Annotated in this window: 4 protein-coding genes and 1 pseudogene; 4 read left to right on the plus strand and 1 reads right to left on the minus strand. The window is 72.8% G+C overall.

The genetic code is table 11. The annotated features are described in order from the left end of the window. Together GT030_RS03535 and GT030_RS03540 are read left to right on the plus strand one after the other, a co-directional pair. Window positions 1-458, plus strand: a 458-nt coding sequence (locus GT030_RS03535) for a DUF4232 domain-containing protein (RefSeq protein WP_161199785.1), incomplete at its 5' end; no start/stop codon positions are given. A gap of 269 nt (window positions 459-727) precedes the next feature. Next, window positions 728-1,777: a SpoIIE family protein phosphatase gene (locus GT030_RS03540; RefSeq protein ID WP_237522174.1), complete on the plus strand. Its 1,050-nt coding sequence runs from the start codon at window positions 728-730 to the stop codon at window positions 1,775-1,777. Window positions 1,778-1,789: 12 nt separating this feature from the next. Here the strand turns inward: GT030_RS03540 and GT030_RS03545 are convergent, their stop codons facing one another. Continuing rightward, complete coding sequence (locus tag GT030_RS03545; RefSeq protein ID WP_161199787.1) at window positions 1,790-3,283, minus strand: hypothetical protein; 1,494 nt, start codon at window positions 3,281-3,283, stop codon at window positions 1,790-1,792. 262 nt (window positions 3,284-3,545) lie between these two features. On the opposite strand from GT030_RS03545, the gene GT030_RS03550 reads away from it, so the two are divergent. Together GT030_RS03550 and GT030_RS03555 are read left to right on the plus strand one after the other, a co-directional pair. Continuing rightward, a complete protein-coding gene (locus tag GT030_RS03550; RefSeq protein WP_161199788.1) occupies window positions 3,546-4,682 on the plus strand; it encodes an aminoglycoside phosphotransferase family protein in 1,137 nt (378 codons plus the stop codon). A 266-nt stretch (window positions 4,683-4,948) separates the two neighbouring features. Beyond that, window positions 4,949-5,395: pseudogene (locus GT030_RS03555) on the plus strand (N-acetylmuramoyl-L-alanine amidase); the annotation flags it as partial.

The following is a 5,395-nucleotide window of genomic DNA, read 5'->3' on the forward strand; positions in this document are numbered from 1 at the left end:
CGCCCGGCCAGGCGGCCCCGCAGCACCGGGCCGCGCCCGCCCGGTGTGCCGCGAAGGCGCTCGACATCCACGCCAAGGCGGTGAAGGGGAGGACGACCGTCGTCCGCTTCTCGGTGACCAACTCCGGCTCGCGCGCGTGTCTCGTGGACCGGGTCCCGACGATCACCTTCGGCGAGCTGGACGGCGCCGCGCTGCCGACGCCCGAGGGCGGCCGGGGCACCTACCGGCTGGACGCCGGCAGCACGGCCTACGGGGCGGTGCGCACCATCGGCGACCCCGCCGACCCGGAGGCGCGGCGCTCCCCCTCGATCGGGGTGTCGGCCTCGGCGTCCCAGTACGGCCGTGACTTCTCGGCCGCGCGCCTCGGCACCGGCCGGGAGGTCCGGGTCTGGGAGCCGGTGACGACGTGGTGGCAGCCGACCCGCGCGAAGGCCGACAAGGCGATCGGGCTCGGCTGACGCACGGGAACAGGTGAGCGCCGAACGCATGGCCGAGCGCCGCGCCGGAGTCCACGCCTATGGGCCAAGTCCCTTACATGGACTACGACTTGCCCGGCGCGGCGCTTAGCCTCCGGGACCGCACGAACCACTCCCGGAAGACTCTGGCATATGCCAGACGCACCCCCTTATCGTGTGTTGCCAAATCCCTTACGGGGCATCGCGGGCTGTGCCACAGTCGTAGCGCTCCCTTCGTTCCCCCTGGCCCTACCGTCCCCTCGGAGTGCGTCATGCCGCCCCCAGTCTCCGCGGACCGCCCGCCCGCCGGGCATCCCGAGAGCGCGCCGTCCGGCCAGGTCGGCCGGGCGGAGTGGGGCCTGCTCACCGACGAGGCCGACTGGTCGGTGGAGCTGTACCGCATCCTGGGCCTGGACCCGTCCGTGCCGGCGCTCACCCTGGACGAACTCCCGGCGCTCGTCCACGAGGAGGACCGGCCCCGCCTCACCGCGCTGGTGACGGGCTGCCTGGTGGACGCCCGGCCGATCGACGGCGAGTTCCGTGTGCGGCGGCCCGACGACTCGGTACGGACCGTGCACATGAGGGGCGAGCCGGTACTGGGCACGGACGGCGACGCCGTCTCCATGTGGGCCCTGATCCGGGACGTGAGCGAACTCCGGCTGTACGCACGGCCGTCGGGCACGGTTCCGAAACCACCCCCCGCTCGCCGGCCTCGGCTTCAGGGGCCACCGACGCTCGACCTCGCGGTACACCACACGGCCGGCGCATCGCCCGTCAGGGCGACGTCCGACTGGTGCGGTGTGCTGGAACTGCCGGGCGGAACAGCCCTGTTGAGCATCGGTGACCTGACCGGTCCGGACCCCGCCACCCTGCTCGGCGCCGTGCACGGCCTGGCTCTGGCGGGCATCCCGCCCGCTCAACTGCTCTCGATACTGGATCAGCTGGAAACCACCACCTCCTTGCGCGGTGCGGTCTGCTGCCGTTACGAGCCGCAGAACCGTACCTTCATCTGGGCCCGTTCCGGGCGCCCCGTCCCGCTGCTGTTCCGCGCCGGGGCGGGTCGCCGGCTCACCGCACCGGACGACCCGTCACCGGGTGCGGACTCCTCCTACGGACAGGCCGAACTGGCTCTGCGACCGGGCGACTTGCTCGTGCTGCACACCGAGCGGCTGAGCGAGCCGGACGTGGCACGCCTGCTCGGGCTCGGCCCACGCCTGAGTACGGCCCGTACCGCGCGGGAGTGCGTGCGGTTGCTGGCCGGTGAGCTGGGCGCGGAGCAGCACGGCGACACCTGTGTGCTCGTCGCCAGGGTCTCCGGGTAACACTGACCTCTGTCAGGCCGGTGCCTCGCCTGTGCTGCGGCTCCGGGGCTTGGGCAGGGCCAACCTGATCTCCTCGCGCAGTTCACCGACCTTCGGGTAGCTCGCGTACTCGGCGGTGAGCCGGTACATCTCACGCAGCCGGTCCCAGGTGCGACGGGAGGAGTTGGCTCCCATCGCCATCAGCGCCAACCGGGCGTACCGGTCCGCCTGTTCGGGGTCGTCCGCGATGAAGCAGGCCGAGGCCATGGAGAGGTGGTCGAAGATCTTCGACCGCTCCCGCCCGTCGGTCCTCAGGGCCAGCGCCTTCTGGGCGTAGTGCTGGGCGTGCACGGCCGCGCTCGGGTCGTGCTCGGCGAGCGTGCGGTAGGCGAGGGCCTGCATGCCGTACAGATCCTCGTCCTTGAAGGTCTGCATCCAGTCCGGCTGCCGGGTGTCCTGGCGGTCGGAGACGAACAGGTCCTCGGCCTGGCCGAGGGTGCGGCGCATCGCCTGCCCCCGGCCCATCGCGGCCTGCGCCCACGCCTCGATGGTGTGGAACATGGCCTTGGTTCTGGGCTGCAGTTCCTCCCCCGAGCCGGACTGGGCCAGCTTCATCAGGTCCATGGCGTCGTCCGGGCGGCCGAGATGCACCATCTGGCGGGCGGCCCGCGACAGCGCCTCCCCGGCGCGCGGCCGGTCGCCGCCCTCGTGCGCGGCGTGCGTGGCGATGACGAAGTACTTCTGCGCCGTGGGCTCCAGACCCACGTCGTGGGACATCCAGCCCGCCAGGACCGCGAGGTTGGCGGCGACGCCCCACAGGCGCCGCTGGAGCTGGGGTGGATGGTGGTAGGCGAGCATGCCGCCCACCTCGTTGAGCTGGCCCACGACCGCCTTGCGCTGGAGGCCGCCGCCACGGGCGGCGTCCCAGGCCCGGAAGACCTTGACCGAACCCTCCAGTTCCTCGACCTCCTGGGACCCGATGGGGGCCGCCTCGTAGCGGTCGAATCCGGCGGGTTCCGCGTGCAGTGGGTTGTCGAGGACGGGGGCGTCGGCCCGGAGCGTGGGGTCGGTGTGCAACCAGTCGTGCATGGCGCTGCTGAGCGTGGCTCCCGCGGCGAGCGCGGCACCCGCGCCCACCAAGCCGCGTCGGTTGAGCATGAGGTCCATTCCCGTGAATTCGGTGAGGACCGCGGCGGTTCGTTCGGGCGCCCACAGCACGCCGTCGGGATCTTCGCTCTTCCCGTCGCCCTGCCGTTTTCCCGCACGCCCGTGCCGTACCAGACCGAGGTCCTCCATGGTCACGACACGGCCGAGACGCTCGGTGAACAGGGCCGCCAGCACCCTCGGCACCGGATCGCGCGGGATCTCTCCCATGTCGATCCAACGCCGTACCCGCGAGGTGTCCGTCGACAGTTGGGGGTGGCCCATGGCCGCCGCCTGCCGGTTGACCAGTCGCGCGAGTTCGCCCTTGGACCAGCCGGCCATGCCGAACAGGTCCGCAAAGCGGGTGTTGGGTTGTCCGCTCACGTCAAGCCCCCAGGTTCTCGGCTGAGTTGACAGTAGCCCCGTGCAAGTTGCCGGGCGACTATTCGCCAGGGTTCGCCAGGGTGCGCCAGATGGTGTGCCAGTGGCCGTCGGGTGTCAGGTAGGAAAGCGCCACCCCGGCCCGGTCCTCCCAGGGGCACTCCCCAGGGTGTGCCTGGGAGGACCGGGCCGGGGTGGGCGCGCAGCTCGTGACAAACGACGCACAGGCAGGCACAGCAGGCACACGAAGGGATCTGTATCTCCCATGTACGCAGCATCGTCCTCCGTGTCCGCCCCGCCCCGGCCACCACGTCCCCGCCCCGTGGGCGGCGGACCGTATCTGGACCCGGCGGCGCGACCCGGAGCTCCCCTCCTGGGCGTGGGCCGGGCACCACGCATTCCCGGGCAGCCCGGCTCCCAGCCGCTCAGCGGCAGGCTGGACCTGTCCGGCCCGCAGGGCGCCCAGCTCCGCACCGCCATCGCCTCGGTGCAGCGGATCTGCCCGGAGTTCGCCCCGGTGCAGGTGCTCCGCCGCAGCCCACGGTCCGTCACCTTCGTGGGGACGACCGGCCGCAGCACGGCGGTGGCCAAGTGCCTGATCGACCACACACCTACGGCGGCGGAGCTGGTCCGGCACGAAATAGCTGCCTACGGCTCCTTCGTCCGGCACCGTCCGCCGGTGCGCGTGCCCCGGCTGATCGCGGCCGACCCGGACAACTGCACGCTGGTGATCGAGCGGATGCCCGGCCGGGTGGCCTCGCACCGCCGCCACCCGCTGGAGGCGCCCCCGCGCGCGGACATCCGGGCCGCGCTCGGCGCGATCTGCCGGCTGAACGGCTGGCGGCCCCCGGCGGGCACCTTCGGCGCACCACTGGACTACGCGGACCGCCTCGCCCGCTACCACGAGCTGGGCCTGCTCACCGACCGCGACCTGGGCGACCTCCAGAAGCTGCTGCACGGCATCGCGCATGCCGCCGGCCGCCAGGGCATGGGCCAGTTCTGCCACGGCGACGCGCTGCTCTCCAACATCCTGATGTCCCCGGCCGGCCCGGTGCTGGTCGACTGGGAGCACGCCGGCTGGTACCTGCCGGGATACGACCTGGCCACCCTCTGGCTGGTCCTCGGGGACGCCCCGGACGCGCGCCGTCAGATCAGCCAGCTCGCCCAGTCGGGCGGCCCGGCCTCCCGCGACGCCTTCCTGGTCAACCTGATGCTGGTGCTGACCCGTGAGATCCGCGCCTACGAGACCGCCGTACAGCGCTCGATGCACGGCACTCCCCCGGCCCCGGTCGCCTCGGGCGTGACCCCGTCTGGTGAGGAACAGCGCCTGCTCCTGCGGCGGCTGCACGACGACTGCCACATGGCCCGCCGGGCCGTGCGCGCGGCGGTCGGCACCCGCTAGAGCGGGCCCGGAACACCGCGGTGCGCCCGAGCGGCGGCGCACCGCGGTTCCTGGTGCCGGGCTCTGTGGGGCGGCGGATCAGTGGTATACGCCACTGACGCCCCGCAGGCCCGCGCCCCATCAGCGCGAAACTCGCCCGAAACCCTTTGTGACGTGGGAAATCATCTTCCCGAGGGCATCATTGACGGATCGTCGGCAAGCCGGTACCACTGACCCAGCTCGGCGCCGCCCGTCCCGCCACGCCCCGCCCGTCACAGGAGGCCGCATTGCGAGGATTCGCCCCCGACCCGTCGTCCGCACCCGGTGTCAGACGCCTGAAGCGGACCGCCGGAACGCTCGCCACGGCCGCCCTGGTGCTGCCGCTGCTCGGCGCCGCCCCGGCCGCGCCCACCGATCCCCCGGACGGCCGGCTCCAGCACGCCTTCGGCAGTGCGGCCGCCGAGTACCGCGTACCGCAGAGCGTCCTGCTTGCCGTCTCCTACCTCCAGTCCCGCTGGGACGCGCACGCCGGTGCGCCCAGCGTCAGCGGCGGCTACGGCCCGATGCACCTGACCGACGCGGGTACCGCGCTGGCCGCGACGGAGCACCACGCCGAGGGCACGGAGGACGCCCGAGGTGACAACGCCCGTCCCGCACTGCATCCCGGGGCCGGAGCACCCGCCCCCTCGAAGCTGCCCGCCCGGCTGACCACGCTGCGCCGCGCGGCGGAGCTG

Source organism: Streptomyces sp. SID1328, from assembly GCF_009865595.1.
Lineage (GTDB): Bacteria > Actinomycetota > Actinomycetes > Streptomycetales > Streptomycetaceae > Streptomyces > Streptomyces griseoluteus.